The 19,416-nt window shown below is 73.5% G+C and carries 17 protein-coding genes; 4 read left to right on the forward strand and 13 right to left on the reverse strand.

Annotated features, from left to right (window positions below):
• Positions 1-175 precede the first annotated feature (175 nt).
• From ACQ452_RS19045 to ACQ452_RS19055, 3 genes are all read right to left on the reverse strand, one after another.
• The gene (locus ACQ452_RS19045) at positions 176-868 is read right to left on the reverse strand and encodes a cellulose binding domain-containing protein (protein WP_433386453.1); all 693 of its coding nucleotides are present in this window, start codon (positions 866-868) and stop codon (positions 176-178) included.
• A gap of 115 nt (positions 869-983) precedes the next feature.
• Positions 984-1,373, reverse strand: a complete 390-nt coding sequence (locus ACQ452_RS19050) for a hypothetical protein (RefSeq protein ID WP_433386455.1) — start codon at positions 1,371-1,373, stop codon at positions 984-986.
• Positions 1,374-1,410: 37 nt separating this feature from the next.
• The gene (locus ACQ452_RS19055) at positions 1,411-2,124 is read right to left on the reverse strand and encodes a hypothetical protein (protein WP_433386457.1); all 714 of its coding nucleotides are present in this window, start codon (positions 2,122-2,124) and stop codon (positions 1,411-1,413) included.
• A 19-nt stretch (positions 2,125-2,143) separates the two neighbouring features.
• On the opposite strand from ACQ452_RS19055, the gene ACQ452_RS19060 reads away from it, so the two are divergent.
• Positions 2,144-2,326 (forward strand): hypothetical protein, encoded by a 183-nt coding sequence (locus ACQ452_RS19060; RefSeq protein WP_433394495.1) that lies wholly within the window; start codon positions 2,144-2,146, stop codon positions 2,324-2,326.
• A gap of 8 nt (positions 2,327-2,334) precedes the next feature.
• Here the strand turns inward: ACQ452_RS19060 and ACQ452_RS19065 are convergent, their stop codons facing one another.
• Positions 2,335-4,008, reverse strand: a complete 1,674-nt coding sequence (locus tag ACQ452_RS19065; RefSeq protein WP_433386459.1) for a right-handed parallel beta-helix repeat-containing protein — start codon at positions 4,006-4,008, stop codon at positions 2,335-2,337.
• A 185-nt stretch (positions 4,009-4,193) separates the two neighbouring features.
• Positions 4,194-4,661: an ArsC/Spx/MgsR family protein gene (locus ACQ452_RS19070; RefSeq protein WP_433386461.1), complete on the reverse strand. Its 468-nt coding sequence runs from the start codon at positions 4,659-4,661 to the stop codon at positions 4,194-4,196.
• Positions 4,662-5,316: 655 nt separating this feature from the next.
• On the opposite strand from ACQ452_RS19070, the gene ACQ452_RS19075 reads away from it, so the two are divergent.
• Both ACQ452_RS19075 and ACQ452_RS19080 read left to right on the forward strand, forming a co-directional pair.
• Positions 5,317-5,958: a C39 family peptidase gene (locus ACQ452_RS19075; protein WP_433386463.1), complete on the forward strand. Its 642-nt coding sequence runs from the start codon at positions 5,317-5,319 to the stop codon at positions 5,956-5,958.
• 416 nt (positions 5,959-6,374) lie between these two features.
• Positions 6,375-9,230 carry an aconitate hydratase gene (locus tag ACQ452_RS19080; protein ID WP_433386465.1) on the forward strand — a complete coding sequence of 952 codons (2,856 nt, stop codon included), beginning with the start codon at positions 6,375-6,377 and terminating at the stop codon, positions 9,228-9,230.
• Positions 9,231-9,433: 203 nt separating this feature from the next.
• Here ACQ452_RS19080 and ACQ452_RS19085 read toward each other — a convergent pair whose 3' ends face one another.
• The 7 genes from ACQ452_RS19085 to ACQ452_RS19115 form a co-directional block, all read right to left on the reverse strand.
• Positions 9,434-10,051 (reverse strand): GTP-binding protein, encoded by a 618-nt coding sequence (locus tag ACQ452_RS19085; RefSeq protein ID WP_433386467.1) that lies wholly within the window; start codon positions 10,049-10,051, stop codon positions 9,434-9,436.
• Positions 10,032-10,418, reverse strand: a complete 387-nt coding sequence (locus tag ACQ452_RS19090) for a DUF742 domain-containing protein (RefSeq protein WP_433386469.1) — start codon at positions 10,416-10,418, stop codon at positions 10,032-10,034. The genes ACQ452_RS19085 and ACQ452_RS19090 overlap by 20 nt, the downstream gene beginning before the upstream one ends.
• Positions 10,419-10,423: 5 nt before the next feature.
• The gene (locus ACQ452_RS19095) at positions 10,424-10,846 is read right to left on the reverse strand and encodes a roadblock/LC7 domain-containing protein (RefSeq protein ID WP_433386471.1); all 423 of its coding nucleotides are present in this window, start codon (positions 10,844-10,846) and stop codon (positions 10,424-10,426) included.
• 89 nt (positions 10,847-10,935) lie between these two features.
• The gene (locus ACQ452_RS19100; RefSeq protein ID WP_433386473.1) at positions 10,936-13,548 is read right to left on the reverse strand and encodes a sensor histidine kinase; all 2,613 of its coding nucleotides are present in this window, start codon (positions 13,546-13,548) and stop codon (positions 10,936-10,938) included.
• 112 nt (positions 13,549-13,660) lie between these two features.
• Positions 13,661-15,265 (reverse strand): prenyltransferase, encoded by a 1,605-nt coding sequence (locus ACQ452_RS19105; RefSeq protein ID WP_433386475.1) that lies wholly within the window; start codon positions 15,263-15,265, stop codon positions 13,661-13,663.
• On the reverse strand, positions 15,262-16,170 hold the full coding sequence (locus ACQ452_RS19110) for a terpene synthase family protein (protein ID WP_433394235.1): 909 nt from the start codon (positions 16,168-16,170) through the stop codon (positions 15,262-15,264). The genes ACQ452_RS19105 and ACQ452_RS19110 overlap by 4 nt, the downstream gene beginning before the upstream one ends.
• A gap of 35 nt (positions 16,171-16,205) precedes the next feature.
• The gene (locus tag ACQ452_RS19115; protein WP_433394237.1) at positions 16,206-17,492 is read right to left on the reverse strand and encodes a cytochrome P450; all 1,287 of its coding nucleotides are present in this window, start codon (positions 17,490-17,492) and stop codon (positions 16,206-16,208) included.
• Positions 17,493-17,877: 385 nt separating this feature from the next.
• Between ACQ452_RS19115 and ACQ452_RS19120 the strand changes: the two genes are divergently transcribed.
• Positions 17,878-18,126 carry a DUF2630 family protein gene (locus ACQ452_RS19120; protein ID WP_433386477.1) on the forward strand — a complete coding sequence of 83 codons (249 nt, stop codon included), beginning with the start codon at positions 17,878-17,880 and terminating at the stop codon, positions 18,124-18,126.
• Between the two features lie 43 nt (positions 18,127-18,169).
• Here the strand turns inward: ACQ452_RS19120 and ACQ452_RS19125 are convergent, their stop codons facing one another.
• Positions 18,170-19,105: a serine protein kinase RIO gene (locus ACQ452_RS19125; protein ID WP_433386479.1), complete on the reverse strand. Its 936-nt coding sequence runs from the start codon at positions 19,103-19,105 to the stop codon at positions 18,170-18,172.
• Between the last annotated feature and the right edge of the window lie 311 nt (positions 19,106-19,416).

Raw genomic sequence — 19,416 nt, forward strand, 5'->3', positions numbered from 1 at the left:
ACAGTGGGCTTGCAAGGACGGTCCGCCGAGGCGGGGCCGTCCCCGGGCTCAGTCGTCGGCGAGGACGGCGTACAGATCCGAGTCGCGCCAGCCGTCGCGGATGCGGGGCGGTGCCGCGCATCCGGCCCTCGTTCCGCATACCGATCCTGCGCGGGTGAGCGCCATGGACCGCACGCTAGAGGCGGCAGGCGCCGCCGTCGACCGTGCAGTTCGTCGGGCGGCCCTGCCCGCCCTCGACGTAGAACCGCAGCGTGGCCGACGCACCCCCGGGCAGGTCCTGGCCGCTGTGGTAGGTGAAGCCGTCGTCGATGCGCCGCGCCGTGCCCTGCGCCGCGCCCTCGACCCACGCCGTGACCAGTCGCCCGTCCGCGAAGGTGAGCCGCGCCGCCCAGTCGAGGCTGGCCGTCGAGGAGTTGCTGACCAGCAGCTCCCCGACGAAGCCGGCGGCGTGCGACTCGACCAACCGGTACCGGCCGGTCACCGTCGTCGCGGGCGCCGGTGGCGGCGCGATCAGCGCCGCGTCGGGGCTGCGGGCGGGGGTGGCCGACGGCGGTTCGCTGGCGCGCCCGGGCGTGGACCGCTGCGGAGTGGGCCGGCCGGTCGCCCGGCGCGACGGCGTGGCCGCCGGCTGCGGGGACCGCGTCGCCGTCGGGCTGGTCGCCGACGGTTCCGGCTCCGCCAGGCCGATCGTGGGCAGTGGCGGGCCGGGCCGCGCCTCGTACGACGGGCCACGCCCCCGGTAGCTGCCGAGCGCGATGGCCAGCAGGACCACCATCACGACGACGCCGACGGACACCACGATCCACGGCGAGGACGAGATGACGGTCGTGCCGTAGGACGTGCGCGACCCGTGGCGCGTGCCGGGCATGCTCCCCCTCCCCCGCTCGTCCAGCCCGCCCGCGTGCGGGCAGCGAAGGACCTGGATGTCCCGGGGCAGCGTAACGGTCCATGGCGACCCGGCGCGACAGTCCGCCGGTCCGCGCTCAGCCGGTCCGCAGGACGGTACAGATCACGGGGCCGTCATCGGTGGCCCGCAGCAGGTAGCGGTAGCGCTCACCACGGACCGCCCGGCCCTGGCTGTCCAGGAACTCCCACTCGACGGCGACCATGCTCAGCAGCGCCGACACCGGCTGCACGTCCTCGATGGCCGCGTGCGCCGCGACCAGCTCGCGTTCCTGGTAGTCGGGGGCCGCGCCCACGAAGGACAGCGCCACCGCCGCCGGCGAGCTGAACGAGAAGCTGTACGTGTCGGCGACCACCAGCCCCGGCAGGGCGTAACAGCCGGCGATCGCGGGCACGTCGCCGGTGGTCAGCGCCACGCCGTACCGGTCGAAGAAGTCGGCCAGCATGTCGAGGTCGGTGGAGGCTCTCACGCGCACAGCAATTGCCTCCCGGGCGGCTGGCCAAACCTCAGTGCGGGATCCGCACCTCGATCTCGGCCCCGAGCCGGGCGCCGCCCGCGAGCCCGAGGTCGTCACCGCTCCAGAAACGCCCCGGGTCGTACCAGTTCGGACGCCGCCCGGCCGGGAGCAGCCCCATGGCCTCGTAGGTCACCGCGACCACCTCCGCGCAGTACGCCGTCTCCAGCGCGCGGTCCCCCGCACCGGCGCGGCCAGGCCCGGACCCGCCGGCGGGCGCGCGAAGGGGCTCCGGCTGCCGGCCGGGCAGCGCCGGCAGCCGCACCGCCGCCGGCAGCCGCACCGCAGGCACCCGGCCGCGCAGCCAGCGCCAGGCGAGCTGGGCGGTGGACGGGAACGGGGTGCCGTCGAGGCGGGCTACCGTGCGCAGCACCGCCTTCTCCATCTCCGCGTCGGCCGCCGGGTCGAGCTGGCGCAGCCAGCCCCGCTGGCCGTACCGGTTGGCCCAGACGCAGACGGCGTCGCGCAGGTCGTGCAGCTGCACGCCGCGCTGGTGGGTGCCCGTCCACATGTCGGGCAGCGACCTGCCCAGCTCCGCATGCCACATCAGGGGCGGCATGTCGTCCAGCACGACCGCCATGCCGACGTGGTTGACCGGGCTGTTGGTGGTGAACTGGATGGCTCGATCCGGCACGCTGCGCCCCCGGAACACCCACACGTCGCCGGTACGGGTCAGCTCCACGGCCTCGTCCAGGCTGATGCTCATGGGGGTCTACCCTAGGCGGATGCGGCAACGGATGCGGTGGTGGAAGGTACTCGGGCTCGCCGGTCTCGCCGGCGTCGCGGCGTCCGGGGTGGTCATCGCCCGGGCTGAGCGGCGCCGCCGGGCGTACACGCCGGAGGAGATCCGGGCGCGGCTGCGCGACCGGCACGCGGAGGCGGCGACACCCAGCGACGACGGGCGCTGACCCCGGCGTCAGTCCACGTCCTCGTGGTTGCGGTCCCAGCGCCCGCCGACCGGCGGGGTATCGAGCCGCACCGCCCCGGCGGCGTTGCCGGCGAGGTCGTTGTCCTCGATCCGGCAGGACACGCAACTGCCGGCCGGGGTGATCCAGATCCCGTGGGTCTGCGTCGCCTCGTCGCGGTGGTCCCAGATCCGGTTACCGCGCACCGAGGCCGAGTCGAACGCCGCGTTCACGGTGAGGCCGGCCCGGATCGGCGGGGCCGCCGGCAGCTCGTACGACGCGCCGGGCGGCGGCGTGTCCTCGTTCCAGCCGGTGGGTGAATCCGCCCGCACCTCGGCGAGGGTCAGGTCGGTGTCGGTGTTGGACACCACCACCGCCATCCGGGACCCGACCCGCACCACCTTGCCCCGGTGCCCGTCGTGCGGCCAGTGCGCGGCGCGGTCGGTGACGGACCGGTGGTGGTAGCGCACCGACTCGCCACCGCCGGTGGCGGCCGGGGCGCACCGCCGGCCGTTGTTGCGGATCCGGTTGTTCACCACCATCGCGTCGGTCATCGGCCGGTCGATGCGGATCGCGTCCAGGCCGTTGTCCCAGAAGTCGTTGCCGTCGAGGACCACGCCCGCCGCCACCTGCGGGCCGCCGTGCCCGAGGTCGTGCTGGTGGTAGCCGTGAGTGCCGTTGGCGCTGATCCGGTTCCCGCGGACCGTGTACGGGCCGGGCGTGTTGCCCACGCTGATCCCGTCGCGCACGTTGCGGTCGACGACGCAGTCGCTGATGATGCCGCCCCGGCCGGCCACCCCCGCCGTGCCGTTGCCGGAGACGTCGAAACCCGCCTCCAGGTTGCCCGTCAGGGTGCAGGCGGAGACGATCAGGCCGTCGGCGCCCCAGTCGGAGATGCCGAAGCGGTTCGCCTGGCTGTGGCAGCCGACGATGCGGTAGCCGCGCGGCGGCGTCCAGTAGTCCTTCTGCAGTTCGAGGAAGATGCCGTTGGTGCCGTTGCCGACGGCGGTGCAGTTGGCGATGGTGAGCCGCTCCACGTCTCCCCACCCACCGATACCGACGCCGATGCCGGCCCCGCCCATCTCCTCGCCGTTGTCGAGCCGACCGCAGCCGACCACGACCACGCCGTCGATCAGGCTGTCCTGCAGGAAGTCGCAGCCGAGGCCCGTCGCCCCGGTGTGGTGGATGTAGAGGTTGCGGAACACCCCACGCACCACGTACTGGAGGCCGAGCCCCTTGGCGAGATAGTCGTACTCGACCATGGCCACACCGGAGCCGTCGATCTCGAAGTCCGCGAAGGTGCAGTCCGCGATGTACCGGTCGCGGCTCGCGCCGTGCTGCACGGTGGTCCAGAAGGCCAGCGGGGTCGGGTCCGCCCGGTTGCCGGCGTTGCTGAGCAGGAACCGCGTCGCCCCCGGTCCCGCGCCGATCAGCGACACCCCGCTGCGCCAGACCGTGCCGGCGTCACGGATCGAGTAGATCCCCGGCGGGCAGTGGATGACCCGGGCGCGCCCGTCGGCGGCGTAGCCCTCGCCGAGGCGGTCGACCAGGGCGGCGAGCGCCGGCTGGTCGTTCGTCACGCCGTCGCCGCGCAGCCCGAACTCCCGCGCGTCGCACCACAGGGGCGCCCCGGCAACGGGGGTGAGCCGCTTCGGGGTGGCGGTGGACAGATCCTGGTGCCGCATCCGACCCTCCTATCCGACGTACGGTCGCCCGTCGGCGTTCGGCGCATTCCCACCGCGCCCGCCCGGAAACGCGCTACCCCACCGGCCCCGCACCGCAACGGGCCGCCACGCCGCTACCGGACCCCGAGCCGCTACCGGACCCCGAGCCGGTGCCAGCCCCCGAGCCGGTACCAGGCCCCGCGCCGCTACCCGACCTCCGAGCCGGTGCCAGCCCCTGCGCCGGTGCCAGGCCCTGCGCCGGTACCGGGCACCGGGCCGGTGCCGGGCGCCAGAGCGGTGCCGGGCACCGGGCCGGTGCGGCGCACCGCCTCCGCCAGCGCGCCGGCGGTACGCCCCACGAGCGCGCCCCCGTCGTCGAGTAGCAGCAGGGGCCGCTGGATCAACTCGGGGGCGGCCACCATCGCCGCGATCCAGCGCGGCTCGGCCGCCTCGTCCCTCGGCCACCCGGCCATGCCCAGGGCCACTGCGGCGGGCTCCTGTGTCCGGCAGACGTCCCAGGGACGGGCGGCGAGTCGGCGCAGCACCTCGGTCAGCTCCGCCGCGCTCGGCGGCCGGTCCAGGTACGGGCGTACCGCGTACCCGACCCCGGCCTCGTCGAGCGCGGCGCGGGCGGTGACGCACTTCGAGCAGGACGGGTTGTTCCAGATCTCCATGCCCGTCATGGTCGCAACCGCCCCGCCCGCCCGGAACCCCCGCCGCCCCGCTGCTCCCGCCACCCCCGCCCCGCCCCGCTACTCCCGCCACCCCGCCCGGAACCCCCCTGCCGCACCGCTACTCCTGCCCTCCGGCGCGCAACCGCTAGGACCGGGCCAAGCCCCGAGAAGCTTCCTCCGCGGGGGCGGGCGTCCGCTGCCGTCGACGATGCTCCGCCATCGTGATCAGGACGCCATGGACCTTAAACCGCCGGATGACGTCCATGGCGTCCTGATCACGATGCGTCCACCTCGCGTTTGCGGTGCCGGTTGCCGGGCGGGCGGCGTTTCGGGGGGCGGCGTCCGGTTCGGGGCCGACGCATTCGGCCAGCGCGTCCGCTTCGTGGGCTTTTGTGGTGGTCGGGGTCACCGGCCGGGCGGGCATGGGTCGGGGGCCCGGGTCGTTGTAACCATCGTGAGCGCGTGACCCCCCGCAGCCCTCCCGACGCCCGGGCGACGGCCCGGAATGCCGGCCGGACCCGCGTCGTTACATCCCCCGCAACCCAGGCCCCGGCCCCGCCGGGACGCCCCCTGAGTTTGACCTTTCCCTTCGCCCGCGACGCCCCCACCCCCCTTGGTGGGTGTCGCGTACCCCCGATCGAAAGGTGCCACCATCATGCGTACCGACATCTTCCGCAGGACCGCACTGACCGTGGCCGGGCTCGCCGTCACCGGCGGCGCCATCGCCGGCCCCGCCACCGCCTTCGCCGCACCCGCCGAGGCCAAGCCCGTCACCCAGGACCGCAAGCAGCACGAGCGGGAACTGGGCGTGCGCTACGAAGCCCAGCCCAACTTCTACTACTGCGGCCCCGCCGCCGCCCGCAACGCCCTGAGCGTGCAGGGCAAGAACATCGACGTACACGGCATGGCCCAGCGCATGGGCACCACCGAAGCCGGCACCGACTCCATCAACGACATCACCCCCATCCTGAACAAGGAAACCGGCAAGGACGCCTACCAGTCCGTCGAGATCCCCGGCACCAAGGCCGACGACAAGCAGACCGACAAGCTGCGCACCGACATCGTCACCGCCATCGACGAAGGCCACGCCATCGTCGCCAACATCGCCGGCACCGCCACCGACACCGACGGCACCACCCACGCCTTCGAAGGCGGCCACTACATCAGCGTCGTCGGCTACCGCGACAACGGCAACACCGTCACCATCGCCGACTCCGCCAACCCCCACCAGGCCTCCTACCGCATGAGCGTCAACAACCTCGCCGACTGGATCGCCACCCGCGGCTACACCGCCTGACCCACCACACGCACACGACGAGGGCCGGCCCCCACCCCGGGGGCCGGCCCTTTCGGCATGCCCCGCCGCCCGGCCATCCTCAGACCAGGGGCGGACGGGAGCCGGGACGGCCACCCTCAGGATCGGGGGCGGACGGGAGCCAGGACGGCCTGACGGTGGGGGCGCACGGGAGCCGAGACGGCCTGAGGGTGGGGGCGCACGGGAGCCGGGACGGCCCCCCGGAGCCGCGCGGGCCGGCTAGCCGCGCGTGATGGATCATGGTGGCGCCTCCTCGTCCCGAACGATGGCGCGAGGTTGCGAAGTTAGCAAGACGGACGTACGGTTTTGTTGATGAGAATCGGCGGTAAGTGTCCCCTAACCACGGCGACGCCCCGACCGGTGCGACAGACTGCTCAGGACTACTCACGGTCGCTGGTGTGAAGGAGTACGACGTGGCGAGCCTCGACACCTTCGGTGCGAAGACCCAGCTACGCGTCGGAGACGCGAGCTACGAGATTTTCAAGATCAACAAGGTGGAGGGCCACGAACGGCTCCCCTACAGCCTGAAGGTCCTCCTGGAGAACCTGCTGCGGACCGAGGACGGCGCGAACATCACCGCCGACCACATCCGGCAGCTCGGCGCCTGGGACTCCGGCGCCGACCCGAGCGTGGAGATCCAGTTCACCCCCGCGCGGGTGCTCATGCAGGACTTCACCGGTGTGCCCTGCGTGGTCGACCTGGCCACCATGCGGGAGGCCGTACGCGACCTCGGCGGCGACGCCACCAAGGTGAATCCCCTCGCCCCGGCGGAGCTGGTCATCGACCACTCCGTCATCGCCGACCTGTTCGGGCGCGCGGACGCCTTCGAGCGCAACGTCGAGCTGGAGTACGAGCGCAACAAGGAGCGCTACCAGTTCCTGCGCTGGGGCCAGAGCGCGTTCAACGAGTTCAAGGTGGTCCCGCCGGGCACCGGCATCGTGCACCAGGTCAACATCGAGTACCTGGCCCGGACGATCATGGAGCGCAACGGCCAGGCGTACCCGGACACGGTGGTCGGCACCGACTCGCACACCACGATGGTCAACGGCCTGGGCGTGCTCGGCTGGGGCGTCGGCGGCATCGAGGCCGAGGCCGCCATGCTCGGCCAGCCGGTCAGCATGCTGATCCCGCGCGTGGTGGGCTTCAAGCTCTCCGGCGAGATGCCGGCCGGCACCACCGCCACCGACCTGGTGCTCACCATCACCGAGATGCTGCGCAAGCACGGCGTCGTCGGCAAGTTCGTCGAGTTCTACGGGCCGGGCGTGAGCGCCGTGCCGCTGGCCAACCGGGCCACCATCGGCAACATGTCGCCGGAGTACGGCTCCACCGTCGCGATCTTCCCGATCGACGCCGAGACCGTCCGCTACCTCAAGCTGACCGGCCGCGACGCCGCGCAGGTCGCGCTCGTCGAGGCGTACGCCAAGGAGCAGGGCCTCTGGCACGACCCGGACGCCGAGCCGGAGTACTCGGAGCGCCTGGAGCTGGACCTGGGCACGATCGAGCCGTCCCTGGCCGGCCCGAAGCGCCCGCAGGACCGGGTCCCGCTGGGCAACGCCAAGACGCTGTTCCGTTCGGCGCTGACCGACTACGTGGCCGCCGACGAGACCGGCGGCGACCGTGGCCGCAAGCCGGGCGTGCCGCAGCAGGAGAAGCCGTTCGGCGTGCGGGGCCACGCCGACGAGGCGAGCGCCGAGTCCTTCCCGGCCAGCGACTCCCCGGCGAACGGGGTCAGCGACCCGGCCGACGCGCCGCGTGACCTGGAGACGGCGGCGGTCGGCTCCGGCGGGCGCGCCAGCAACCCGACCCGGGTCACCTCCGCCGACGGCGTCGAGTACGAGCTGGACCACGGCGCCGTGGTGATCGCCGCGATCACCTCCTGCACCAACACCTCGAACCCGCAGGTGATGATCGGCGCGGCCCTGCTGGCGCGCAACGCCGTCGACAAGGGCCTGTCCCGCAAGCCGTGGGTGAAGACCACCCTGGCCCCGGGTTCCAAGGTCGTCATGGACTACTACGAGCGGGCCGGCCTCACGCCCTACCTGGAGAAGCTCGGCTTCCACCTGGTCGGCTACGGCTGCACCACCTGCATCGGCAACTCCGGCCCGCTGCCGGAGGAGGTCTCCGCCGCGGTCAACGAGGCCGACCTGGCCGTCGTCTCCGTGCTCTCCGGCAACCGGAACTTCGAGGGCCGGATCAACCCGGACGTCAAGATGAACTACCTGGCGTCCCCGCCGCTGGTGGTCGCGTATGCGCTGGCCGGCACGATGGACATCGACCTGGCCAACGAGCCGATCGGCGAGGACACCGAGGGCAACCCGGTGTTCCTGCGTGACATCTGGCCCGACAGCGCCGAGATCCAGGACGTCATCGCCTCGGCGATCGGCGCCACCGGCTTCAGCGCCGCGTACGCGGACGTCTTCGCCGGCGACGAGCGCTGGCAGTCGCTGCCCACCCCGACCGGCGACACGTTCGCCTGGGAGGGCGAGTCCACCTACGTCCGTAAGCCCCCGTACTTCGAGGGCATGGAGCGGCTGCCGGCACCTGTCTCCGACATCGATTCGGCCCGGGTGCTGGCCAAGCTGGGCGACTCGGTGACCACCGACCACATCTCGCCGGCCGGCTCCATCAAGGCCGACTCGCCCGCCGGCACGTACCTCGCCGAGCACGGCGTGCCGCGCCACGAGTTCAACTCGTACGGCTCCCGCCGGGGCAACCACGAGGTGATGATCCGGGGCACCTTCGCCAACATCCGGCTGCGTAACCAGCTCGTCCCGGGGGTGGAGGGCGGCTTCACGGTCAACCACCTGACCGGCGAGCAGAGCTCGATCTACGACGCCTCGGTGGCCTACCAGGAGGCGGGCATCCCGCTGGTCGTCCTGGCCGGCAAGGAGTACGGCTCCGGTTCGTCGCGGGACTGGGCGGCCAAGGGCACCATGCTGCTCGGGGTCAAGGCGGTCATCGCCGAGTCGTACGAGCGGATCCACCGCTCGAACCTGATCGGCATGGGTGTGCTCCCGTTGCAGTTCCCGGCGGGCGAGACCGCCGAGTCGCTCGGCCTCACCGGCACGGAGACCTTCTCCGTCGCCGGGGTGACCGCGCTGAACGACGGCGACACCCCGCGCACGGTCAGGGTCAGCACCGACACCGGCGTCGAGTTCGACGCGGTGCTCCGCATCGACACCCCGGGCGAGGCGGACTACTACCGGCACGGCGGCATCCTGCAGTACGTCCTGCGTCGCATGATCGCCGACTGACGCACTAGGTGGACGAAGGGCCCGGTGTCGCCGCTGAGCGGTGACACCGGGCCCTTCGTCTCCCACCAGGCGTCCGTCGGGCCACCAGGCGTCCGTCGGGCCACCAGGCGTCCGTCGGGCCACCAGGCGTCCGTCGGGCCACCAGGCGTCCGTCGGGCCACCAGGTAGCAGGAGACGGCGCCCGCCGGGGCGCGGCGGCGTGCCTACTCGGGGGCGGGGAGGGCGGTGCGGCGGCGGGCTTCCCGGGTCTTCATGGCGTGCTCCATCAGCGTGATGAGCACCTCCTTGCTCGACTCCCGCTGCCGGGCGTCGCAGAGCAGCACCGGCACCCCCGGGTCGAGGTTGAGCGCCGCCTGCACCTCGTCGAGCCGGTACTGCCGGGCCCCCTCGAAGCAGTTCACCGCCACCACGAACGGCGTGCCCCGGCCCTCGAAGTAGTCGATGGAGGGGAAGCAGTCCGCCAGCCGCCGGGTGTCGGCGAGCACGACCGCACCGAGCGCGCCGAGGGCCAGCTCGTCCCAGACGAACCAGAACCGGTCCTGCCCCGGGGTGCCGAAGAGATAGAGCACCAGGTCGTCGCTGATGGTGATGCGGCCGAAGTCCATCGCCACGGTGGTGGTCGTCTTGCCCTCCACCCCGGACAGGTCGTCGATGCCGACGCCCGACTCGGTCAACACCTCCTCGGTACGCAGCGGGCGGGTCTCGCTGACCGCACCGACCATTGTGGTCTTGCCCACGCCGAAACCGCCCGCAACGAGGATCTTGATCGCGGTGGGCAGCGGCGTTGCTCCCGCCGGCCGCTCAGAGTGCCCGTAGTCCATTGATTACCGCCTCGAAGATGCTGTCGTCGGGAAGGCCGGCTGTGGTGTACGGCTCGCGCACCTGCACGAGACTGCGGGCCGCCAGGTCACCGAGCAGGACCCGGATGGTGCCCACCGGCAGGTCCAGGTGGGCGGCGATCTCGGCGACGGACTGGATCCGCTGGCAGAGCCCGACGATCGCCAGGTGCTCGGGGCCCAGCCCGACCTCCGGGGTCACGTCGGAGCGGGTAGCCGTCACCAGGGAGATCAGGTCGAACGTGCCGGTGACCGGCCGGGCCCGGCCGCGAGTCATCGCGTACGGTCGCACGACCGGGCCGGCATGGTCGTCGACCCACTGGTGCTCCGAGGAGTCCCCCCGCGCCGTCATCGCGGTTACTTCTCGCCGGTCTGCTGCTCGCCGCTGCGGGACGGCGACGCGACGTACTTGCCGACGCGGGTGACCAGCATGGCCATCTCGTAGGCGATCAGGCCGACGTCGGCCTCCTCGCTGGCGAGAACGGCGAGGCAGGCGTTGCGTCCGGCCGCCGTGACGAACAGGAACGACGACTGCATCTCGATGATGGTCTGCTGCACCTGCCCGCCACCGAAACGCTTGCCCGCCCCCCGGGCCAGGCTCTGGATGCCGGCCGCCATGGCCGCCAGGTGTTCGGCGTCGTCCCGGCCGAGCCCTCGCGAGGCGGCCATCAACAGGCCGTCGGTCGAGAGCGCGACCGCGTGGTCGGCCTGCTTCACCCGGCTGACCAGATCATCCAGCAACCACGTCAGGTCGGCACTCGAAGCCGTCTTCTGCGCCACTCGTCGTCCTCTTCTCCCCCGGCTGTTGTCGCCGTGCTCGTCTCGGCTGCCCGCCTCGGCGGACAGATCCCGTACCGCGGCTCTGCCGGTCAGGTCGCTTGCAGGTCGTCGCCGGCGTCGGGTTCCTCGCCGGCCTGGGTTCGGCTGTCGTCCGTCGTGCCGGCCAGCCGGGCGGCGTCCGTCCGGCCGCGCCGGGTGCCGGTCTGATAGGAGCTCATCATCTGGCGTACCTCCTCCGGCGGGCGTACCACGTCGGTGCCGCCGCCGTCCGCGTCGCCGGCGGTCGCCGGATCGTCGCGCAGCTCCGGCACGATGCTGGCCTGCCGGACCCGCACCGGCAGCCCCGTGTCGGTGCGTGCCGTCACCTCGCGGGCCGCCGGCGCCGGGCCGCCCGCCGTCGCGGGCCCGCTGCCGGCCGCCAGCGCCGGGGACGCCCCGGCGAGGGTTTCCGCCGCAGCGGGCGCCGGTGGGGCGGGCCGGGCGGCGGTCACCGGCAGGCCGGTGGGGAAGGTCGGGCCGTCCAGCGCGTACCGCTCGGACTCGCCATCGGGTCGGGCCGGCAGCGGCGCGTCGAGGGCCGGGCCGGCCGGCGGCAGGCTCCGGCCGCGCGAGCGGGTCGGCAGGCCCCCCGCCTCGCCGTCGACGTCGCCGTCGACGCCGGCGTCGGGAGTCGACCGCGGCCCGGACACCGGCGACGCCTCGGCGAGCGCCACGGACGCCGACGGGTGCGGCTGCGGGGCGGCGGGCGGGGCCTCGCCGGACGCGCCGGGCACCGGGCCGGTGGGCAGGCCGGCGCGGAACCCGCCGGACGTGTTCGGGTCCGTCTCGTCGGTGGTCACCAGCTCGGCCGGGATCAGCACGACGGCGGTCGTGCCGCCGTACGCGGACTCCTTGAGCTGCACCCGCACGCCGTGCCGCTCGGTCAGCCGGCTCACGACGTAGAGCCCCAGCCGGGAGGCGTTGGCCAGGTTCAGCTCGGACTGGTCGACGATGCGGTCGTTCGCGGCGGCCAGGTCCTCCTCGCTCATGCCCAGGCCACGGTCCTCGATCTCGATGGCGAAACCGTTGGACACCAACTGCCCGCGCACCTCCACCGAGGTGTGCGGCGGGGAGAACGACAGGCCGTTCTCGATCAGCTCGGCGAGCAGGTGGATGACGTCGCCGACCGCGCGGCCGGTGAGCGAGACCGCGCCGAGGGGCAGCACGTTGACCCGGGTGTAGTCCTCCACCTCGGCTACCGCGCCGCGCACGACGTCGACCATCGGCACGTTGCGCCGCCAGGCCCGACCGGGGGTGGAACCGGAGAGCACGATGAGGTTCTCCGCGTTGCGCCGCATCCGGGTGGCCAGGTGATCGACCCGGAACAGGTCCTCCAGCTCCTCGGCGTCGTGCTCGCGGCGTTCCATCGTGTCGAGCAGGGTGAGCTGGCGGTGCACCAGCGCCTGGGTGCGCCGGGCCAGGCTGAGGAAGACGTCGCGCACGTTGCGGCGCAGCTCGGCCTGCTCGACGGCGGTGCGGATCGCGGTCTCCTGCACGGCGTTGAACGCCTTGCCCACCTGGCCGATCTCGTCGTCGCCGAACTCCAGCGGCGGCGCCTCCTTGGCGACGTCGACCTCCTCGCCGTGGCCGAGGCGCTCGACCACGCCGGGCAGCCGCTCGTTGGCGAGTTGGAAGGCCGCCTGACGCAGCCGTTCCAACTGCTGTACCAGGGCGCGGGCGGTGGTGATCGACACGACGATCGAGGCGATGACGGCGAGCAGGCCCAGACCGGCGGCCAGCACCAGCCGCAGCACGACGCCGACGGCGATCGGCAGGGCCCGGTCCACGAGCGCGTCGCCGGCCTCGATGATGAAGCCCTGCTGCTGCTCGGCCACCACGTCGGCCGCCGCGCGCCACTCGGCCGCCGACACGGGCGGCGTACCGCCCGCCCGCCCCTGCAGGACGATGCGGTCCTCGAGGGACCGGAACGCGGTGAACGGCTCGCTGGCGAGCAGCGCCTCGTAGCGGGTGCGGTCGGTGCTCGCCAGTTCACTGTGGACCTGGCTGTCGAGGTAGCGCTGGGCGCCGGCGGCCCGGGCGAAGGCGGCGGTCTCCTCGGGCGTCATCCGGCCCGCGGCCAGGGAACCGGTGACGAGGGCGTCCTGCTGGGACATGAGTTCGCGGATCCGCACGAGCTGGATCAGCGCGGCGGTCTCCTGCGTGAACCGATCGTCGTCGAGGTTGCCCAACGACCCGTACATCCGCAGCACCGAGTCGATGAGCTCGGTGTACTCCCGGGTGGCGGCGGCGCGGTCCACCTGGCGGTCGCGGATCGACTCACGCACCTCGCCGAGCTGGTCCAGGCCGCTGACGACCACGTCGATCTGCCGTTGACTCTCCTCGGCCGCCAGGTCCACCCGCCAACTGCTGACGGACTTGCGGAAGTCGTCGGCGACGCCCTCGGTCCGCCGCCACTGCGCGTCGAGCTGCTCCCGCTCGGCGGCGCCCGAACCGCCCAGGTAGGCCGCGGAGGCCCGGCGTTCCGCCTGCAACTCCAGCACGAGCGGCTCACCGGGCTGGGCGACCTGCGCGTCGAGCACCTGCACCCAGAGGAGACTGACGCCCTCCCGGAGGGTCACCCACGCGGCGAACGCCCACAGCGCAACGAGTGACGCCAGCAGGGCCACGACTTTCCGGCGCAGATTGGAACTGCGGGAACTCATTGAAACCATCCCTCGCCGGGAGCCTGATTCGTCCGATCGGCGGTTTCCGCATGGCGCATCGACCGACCGGCGCACGGTAGCAGTGTCCCGAGGATCACTCAAGCAGTGCTGATCATGAGCGGGACATGGCCGGCGCGTCCTCATCGGAGGCCGCGCGCCCCGCGTGCCCGGTCAACACGGCCAGGTGCCGCGCGGCAAGCACGGCGGCCCGCACGATGAGCACCGGATGATAGAGATCCTTGTCATGCCACAGTGGACTCCCGCCGGTCGCGTCGCGGTGTTCGTCGAGGTAGGCGAGCGCCCGGCGCACCACCGTCGCGTCGCCCGCGCGGGCCGCCCGCCCGGTGCCGAGCAGCACCTGAAGGGCGTACGCGGTCTCCTCCGGCGTACCCGCCCACAGTCCCCACGAGCCGTCGGCGCGCTGGGTGTCGCGTACCCACCCGGCCGCCCGGTCGAGCCGGGCACCCGTGCCGTCGGGCCCGTACCCGGCAAGACTCGTCGCGACGCTGGCCGTCGCGTAGTAGGGCGAGGCGTGCCAACGGTCCGTCCAGCAGCCGTCGGCGCGCTGGCCGTCGACCAGCCAGCCGGCCACCCGCCGCACCACGTCGGCGTGCGGGCGACCCGGTCGGTGTCGGGCGTGCCAGCCCAACGCCTCCAGCACGTGGGCGTTCGTGGTGACGGAGGCGCCGTCCTCGCCCTGCCAGGTGCAGAAGTGCGCGCCGGTGTCGTACGCCAGGAGGCTCTCGGGCGCGACCGGGCGGCCGAGCCGCGCCAGCGCGTAGAGCACCGCGGCGGTGGTGTCGGCGTCGGCCGGCAGGCCGGGCGAGGTGGCCGCGCCGGTCGGACCCAGCGCGGCGGCCAGGCCGACGGTCAGCTCGGCGGGCACGTCCACCGCCGCGCCGACGCGGGCCAGGCTGCCGAGCACCCAGGCCCGCTCGAACACGGCGATGGGTGTCGTGCACGGCACCGGCCCGCCGCCGCTCGCGACGACACCCCGCAGGTAGCCCAGCGCGGCCCCGTCCGCGTCGGGCCGGGCGGGATCACCCAGCCAGGCCGCGGTGGCGGCCGGCGAGGCGCCGACGGCCCCGGCCACCGGTGTCGCCCGCAGGTGCCGCCGCGCCCGTTCGTCCAGCACCTCGAAGGCGTGCCACAGCTTCTGCGGCACGGCAGCGCCCGCCGCGAGCAGCCGCCCGACGGCCTCGACCCGGCGCCGGGTCATGCCGTGCGGCATCGGCAGCGCCGGCTGGCGCCCTGCCCCGGCGCCGAGGCGCGCGTCGATCCGGTCGAGCAGGGCGGGCACGATCAGGTCGACGCCCGGCATGTCCGGCACGGGCTCGGCGGCGACCAGCAGCCGGTCGCGCAGCGTCGCCACGCCCCGCCGCGCGGCCGGCGACAGCCGGCCCGCCTCCCGCGGGCCGACGCCTCCCGGCCCGTCCAGGGCGCCCAGCAGTGCCTCCACCGCGCTGAGGGTCGGCACCAGGCCGTACGCGCCCGGCGCCCCCCACCCGCCGTCGGCGCGCTGGGTGTCCAGCAGGTAGCGCAACCGCTCGGCGTGCCCCGGCAGCCAGGGCGCGTCGCTGACCAGCCGGCCGGTCTCGTAGACCGAGGGTGAGACCGTGCCAGCGGGGGCGTCCAGCATCGCCGCCACCAGTCGGCGGCCGGCCCCGGCGAGCCCCTGCCCGGCCAGCTCCCCGACGGCGACCGGGGGCGCCGTCACAACATCCCCCAGAAGTCCGCCAGTTGGTAGAAGCCGCTGCTGAAGCCGACCTGCCGGGCCAGGTAGTCCGCCTCGCGCGGGCAGGACGCGCGCAGCGGCACCAGCATCCGGCGGCAGGTGTCCACCAGGTCGGCGAGCCGCTGCTCCACCTCCGTGCGGTCCTCGACCAGCAGCAGCGCGTTCAGGTCGCCCCAGCGCAGGTCACGCTCGTACGTGCCGAGGTCGTTGACGAGACGCAGGGCGCGCTGCACCTGGTCGCTGACCGCGACCAGCTCGTCGAGCCGGGCGAGGGTGTTCTCGTCACCGGTGTAGAGCCAGTGCGCGACGTTGACGATCGTGCACGCGTGGTTGTCGGCGTTGTCGAGATATGCGTCGAGGCTCGGCAGGGACGAGCGGTCACCGGGCCGCCAGGCTGCCTTCCACCGCCACTCGCGGGCCATCGCGCACACCGTGGCGTCCAGGCGGTCGCGCCACAGCGGACGGTGCGCCGCGAAGGCGGGGGACGTCGCGAGTTCGTCCTGGAGGGCGGCCAGGTAGGCGCCGAGGTGGTCGTCGGCGGCCGGTGCGTCGCCGGCGGCGACCGCGCGGCAGCGCGCGACGAGCCCGTCGACCTCGTCGCCCGTGCGCGCCCGGTGGTCGACCAGCCAGTCGAGGGCGAAGCCCCACAGCACGGTGCGGTTCGCGGCCCGCAGTTGCTCCGCCGTGCACCACGGGGCGCCGAAGGCGAGGGCCAGCGAGATGTTCGTGAACAGCATGGTGTCGAAGGGGTCGGCGGGAAACAGCTCGGGGTGGGTCGCGGCCGACGCCTGAAGGTCGCGCTGGCCGCGTACCGCCAGGCCGCAGACGCGGCCCTGCTCCTGGGCGTCACGCAGCTCGTCGCGCCCGCCCGGCGTCACCGCCGCCATCACCGCGCGCAGCCGGTCGGGCGCCGGCACGGCGCTCATGCCGGCCTCCGCTCGCGCACCGGGGTCAGTGCCACGACCACCGGCCGCCCCGGACGCAGGGTCGCGGCCAGCTGCTTGGGTGGCATCCCGGCGTCGCGCAGGCGGAAGCGGTACCGGCTGAGGATCGTCGCCACCACCAGCGGGGCCTCCAGGTTGAACAGGTACTGCCCGAGGCACTGGTGCGGGCCCCCACCGAACGGGAAGTACGCGTACCGGTGTGCCCGTGCCCGGCGCGGCTGGTCGTCGCGGAACCGCTCGGGGTCGAAGGTGTCCGGGCGGTCCCAGTACCGGGCCAGCCGTTGGGTGACGTAGGAGCTGACGGCGACCACGCTGCCTGCCTTGATCTTGGTGCCGCCGATGACGTCGTCGGCCACCGCCGCGCGGGGCACCAGCCAACCGGCGGGGTACATGCGCAGCAGCTCGTCGACGAACTGCCGGGTGTACGTGAGGGCGAGCAACTGCTCCCGGCTGATCACCCGGTCCGCGCCCACCACCTCGTCCAGCTCGGCGTAGAGGCGGTCGGCGACCTCCGGGTTGGCGTCCAGGATCGGCCACAGCCAGGTCAGCACGGCGTACGTCGTCTCGGTCGCGGTGGCGAACACGGACACCACGTCGTCGCGTACCCCCTGCACATCGAGCGGGCGGCCATCCTCGTCGCGGGCGTTGACCAGCGCGGCGAGCAGGTCGTCGCCGTCGCGCGGCCGGGCCCGCTCGGCGCGCACCAGGGGCAGCATGATGTCGTCAACGACGCCGACGGCGCGGCGCAGGGCGCGGTCGCCCGGCACCGGCACGGCGTTCGGCACGAAGGGCAGGAGCAGCCGCAACCGCAGCGCGGTCACGATGACGTCCTGGGCGGCCACGATCCGGAGTTGGTCGGCGAGGCTCACCCGATCGGCGAAGAAGACGCTGCTGACCGACCGGCAGATGACCCGGCCCAGTTCGGTGCCGGCATCGAGCCACCGGCCGGTGCGGGCCGGCTCGTCGAGTTCGTCGACGGCATCACTGACGGCGCGGCTCATCGAGTCCACCATGGAGTCGATGCGCTTGGCGGTGAAGTGCGGCTGCATCCGGCCGCGGCTGGCCTGCCACCGTGGCCCGTCGGCCATGATGCCGTCGCCGGTGAGCTGGCGGACCGACCGCCACAGCATGCTCCGGCCGCCGCGGGTGTAGTTGGCGGCGTTGTCGCGCAACACGTGCTGTACGTGGGCCGGCTCCGCGACCAGGTAGGGGCGGATCGTCCCGAGGTTGAGCCGCAGGACCTCGCCGGGGGCGGCATCAGCCATCGCGACGAGCTGGCCCAACGGATCACGCAGCAGGGCCGGCAGCCTCCTCCACAGTGGTGCGGGCCGGGTCGCCCGCCCCCCTGGGTCGTCGGCACCTGGCCCGGCCGTCGCATCCCGCACCCCTGACTCCTCCCGCTCGATGTCACGCTCCGTTGTGACAGACCGTCATGCGTACGGCTGCCTTGCGTCACGATGCCGAGGAAGCATGCCATCACCCGTCGAGGCTCCGCTAGGCACCGAATGAGAATTTTGTTCATGGGAAGACGCGTCCATGAAGGATCCCGTGGCAAGTCTCACTTCCGGCGCCCCCGCCGTCGGCTCCCCGGTCGGGGCGCGCGACGCGGGAACGCGGGCGCGCCCGCCCGGGCTGTGCCAGGCTCAGAACATGGACGACAAGACCATCCTGAACCGGATCTCCGAGCTGGTCGACGAGGAGCACCGGCTGCGCGGCGACGCCCAGACCGGCGAGCCGGGCACCGACGACGACGCCCGTACCCGGCTACGCGAGCTGGAGGAGTCCCTCGACCAGTGCTGGGACCTGCTCCGCCGGCGGCGGGCCGCCCGGCAGACCCACGCCGACCCGGAGGCCCAGGGGATGCGGCCCAAGCCCGAGGTGGAGCGCTACCTGCAGTGACCGGTGTCCCGGGCGGCCCACGGCGGCCGCCCGGACGCCGCGGTCAGCGCAGCCCCGCCTCCCGCAGCAGCAACGCGGTCAGCGCGCCCGCGTCGGCCTGTGCCGGGGGCAGGCCCCGGGCCGCGAACCAGGTGGCGACGACCCGCACGTCGCGGGCCAGGAATTCGGACCCCTGCGGGTTGGCCACCACGTCGACGACCTGCGGCAGGTCGATCAGCACCAGCCGCCCGGCGTGCACCAGTAGGTTGTACGGCGACAGGTCGCCGTGCGCGAGACCCGCGCGGGCGAGCACCACGAGGGCGTCGACGAGCTGTTCCCACAGCTCGCGCACCTGCGCCGCGTCCGGCCGGAGCTGGGCCAGCCGGGGCGCGGCCAGCCCCTCGTCCGGGTCGCCGAGGAACTCCAGCATCAGTTCGGTGCCGCGCACCTGCACCGGATAGGGCACGGTGATGGTGCCGTGGCGCGCGCCGACCTCCCAGAGCCGGGCCAGCGCGGCGAACTCGGCCGCCGCCCACTGCCCGGCGATCATCTGCCGCCCGAAGGCGGTGCGGCCGGCCATCGCCCGGTTCTCCCTGGAGCGGCGGACCCGGCGACCCTCCAGGTAGCCGGCGTCGCGGTGGAAGAGCCGGTGCTGGGCGTCGCGGTAGCGCTTGACCGCCAGCAGGCAGGACCGGTCGGTGCCGGGCACCGCCCGGCGCACCAGGTGGACGTCCGCCTCCTTGCCGGTCTTGAGCACACCCAACTCGGTGTCCCTGGCGGCCAGGTCGGTGACCAGCCAGTCCGGGTGGGGCTGCGGGCCGTGCACGGCGTCGTCCCAGGAGGACCAGCGCTCCCCCGTGTCGGGATCGGGCTCGGCGTCGGGATCGGCGGGGGCGGGCGCGGCGGCCCGGCCCCGCTTCAGGAAGAGCGGTTCGTCGTCGTCGAAGCGGCGTCTGCCGCTGCTACGGCGCTCGCGCGCCGGAAGGTCGTGATCGCGCACTGGTGTGGTGTTCCCTTGCTCGAGGCTGTTGGGGGCAGGTGGAAACGACCCGTGAAGACGGCCATGACCGACCCCCTCTCCTCGACCGGGCGCGGGCCCGGGTGCACGATGCGTCGACCATGCTCACGGTCCGACGCCGGCCTGGTCAACCGAATTAACCCACCCCGGCCGCGCCGCCGTTGCGAGGCGGCGAGCACCGCCGCCGTTGCGGGGCGGCGAGCACCGCCGCCGTTGCGGGGCGGCGAGCACCGCCGCCGTTGCGGGGCGGCGAGCACCGCCGCCGTTGCGGGCGAGCACCGCCGCCGTTGCGG

Source organism: Micromonospora sp. KLBMP9576, assembly GCF_050941805.1.
Lineage (GTDB): Bacteria > Actinomycetota > Actinomycetes > Mycobacteriales > Micromonosporaceae > Micromonospora.

Bases quoted from the DNA above. Each gene is read 5' to 3' on its own strand.
- ACQ452_RS19045 (WP_433386453.1), bottom strand. From the start codon at position 868: ATGCCCGGCACGCGCCACGGGTCGCGCACGTCCTACGGCACGACCGTC.
- ACQ452_RS19055 (WP_433386457.1), bottom strand. From the start codon at position 2,124: ATGAGCATCAGCCTGGACGAGGCCGTGGAGCTGACCCGTACCGGCGAC.
- ACQ452_RS19060 (WP_433394495.1), top strand. From the start codon at position 2,144: ATGCGGCAACGGATGCGGTGGTGGAAGGTACTCGGGCTCGCCGGTCTC.
- ACQ452_RS19065 (WP_433386459.1), bottom strand. From the start codon at position 4,008: ATGCGGCACCAGGATCTGTCCACCGCCACCCCGAAGCGGCTCACCCCC.
- ACQ452_RS19070 (WP_433386461.1), bottom strand. From the start codon at position 4,661: ATGGAGATCTGGAACAACCCGTCCTGCTCGAAGTGCGTCACCGCCCGC.
- ACQ452_RS19075 (WP_433386463.1), top strand. From the start codon at position 5,317: ATGCGTACCGACATCTTCCGCAGGACCGCACTGACCGTGGCCGGGCTC.
- ACQ452_RS19085 (WP_433386467.1), bottom strand. From the start codon at position 10,051: ATGGACTACGGGCACTCTGAGCGGCCGGCGGGAGCAACGCCGCTGCCC.
- ACQ452_RS19090 (WP_433386469.1), bottom strand. From the start codon at position 10,418: ATGACGGCGCGGGGGGACTCCTCGGAGCACCAGTGGGTCGACGACCAT.
- ACQ452_RS19100 (WP_433386473.1), bottom strand. From the start codon at position 13,548: ATGAGTTCCCGCAGTTCCAATCTGCGCCGGAAAGTCGTGGCCCTGCTG.
- ACQ452_RS19110 (WP_433394235.1), bottom strand. From the start codon at position 16,170: ATGGCGGCGGTGACGCCGGGCGGGCGCGACGAGCTGCGTGACGCCCAG.
- ACQ452_RS19115 (WP_433394237.1), bottom strand. From the start codon at position 17,492: ATGGCTGATGCCGCCCCCGGCGAGGTCCTGCGGCTCAACCTCGGGACG.
- ACQ452_RS19120 (WP_433386477.1), top strand. From the start codon at position 17,878: ATGGACGACAAGACCATCCTGAACCGGATCTCCGAGCTGGTCGACGAG.